The sequence below is a fragment of the Paenibacillus sp. NRS-1781 genome (genome assembly GCF_050467745.1).
In the GTDB taxonomy this organism is placed as follows: Bacteria; Bacillota; Bacilli; order Paenibacillales; family Paenibacillaceae; genus Paenibacillus; species Paenibacillus terrae_A.
Genome location: NZ_JBITPI010000102.1, coordinates 1 through 1,018, shown reverse-complemented (window position 1 = coordinate 1,018; position 1,018 = coordinate 1). Strand labels below are relative to the sequence as shown.

General features: G+C 41.3%; 1 pseudogene. It reads right to left on the bottom strand.

What is annotated here, in order from left to right:
* Window positions 1-939 (bottom strand): annotated as a pseudogene (locus ACIFO6_RS24075) (phage terminase large subunit); the annotation flags it as partial.
* Between the last annotated feature and the right edge of the window lie 79 nt (window positions 940-1,018).

Below are 1,018 nucleotides of genomic sequence, written 5' to 3'. Positions count from 1 at the left end.
TGCATTGAACAGAATATGACCTTTCTTAACTTCTGGCTCCAAGCTAATAATTCGTTCATGCTTCTGCCCCTTGGAATGCACACTTTCTACAGGTGTATGTATCTTCGACTTCCATAGCTCTTCTTCAAACTTTTGCTTCATATAGCTCTGTGCTTGATTGACTTCAAAGCCTAGCTTATCTACAGGATAAAGCTTCAATTTTTCGATAGCTACTTGAAACAAATCATCCGGCAACAGTTTATAGATATTGCCATCGATCACGTACATCTGCTTCGTCTTCCGATGCTGCCCAATAATTGAAACCGCAGAATAGTCATTTTTCTTCCCGGCTTTAATGGCTGGATCAATGTACATGGCTAGTTCCATATCCTCAAACTCAGGTAGCCTGTCCCAATACATGATATTCTGGAATATGTATTCATCGGTTGAGCGCGGATCGTTCTGTAGCTCTTTATAAAATGATTTTTCGCCCATCGCTTGCTTCTTGCACATCAAATAATAATAGTCCAAGTACTCGCTCCACAGGATTTCCGTTCCCTTTAGCATTTCCTCCTCATTCGCCATAAAAAAAGACAAAGCCGTATTGATCCTATCCTCGTCTTGGAGATTATTATATTGTCGCTCCCACTCTGACCATAGATCATCACGCTCTGAAAACTGAAGCACAGCTGCTTTACGGACACTTCTTACTCCTGGTATTTTACCTTTGAGCAGATCAGCCATGATGTCTTCTTCGTTCAAAATGGTTCCACAGATCAGAATATTCGTATCCCTTGTGCCAATAGGTAGAATGACATCTGTAAATGTATTTTTAATTTGTTCTCGTTTGGCTTCGGATCGAGCAGTATCCTCCTTGAGCAAATCATCCATCAATACCAGCGTAGGACGATGATGCTTATAGTGAATACCTCGAAGTGAGCCATCTATGCCACGAATCATGATACACGAATCTAGTCCACCTTTACTTTTGAGCCAAATCTCATTGTTGTTCCAGCGGCTCCCTTTACGAATCCCAAAA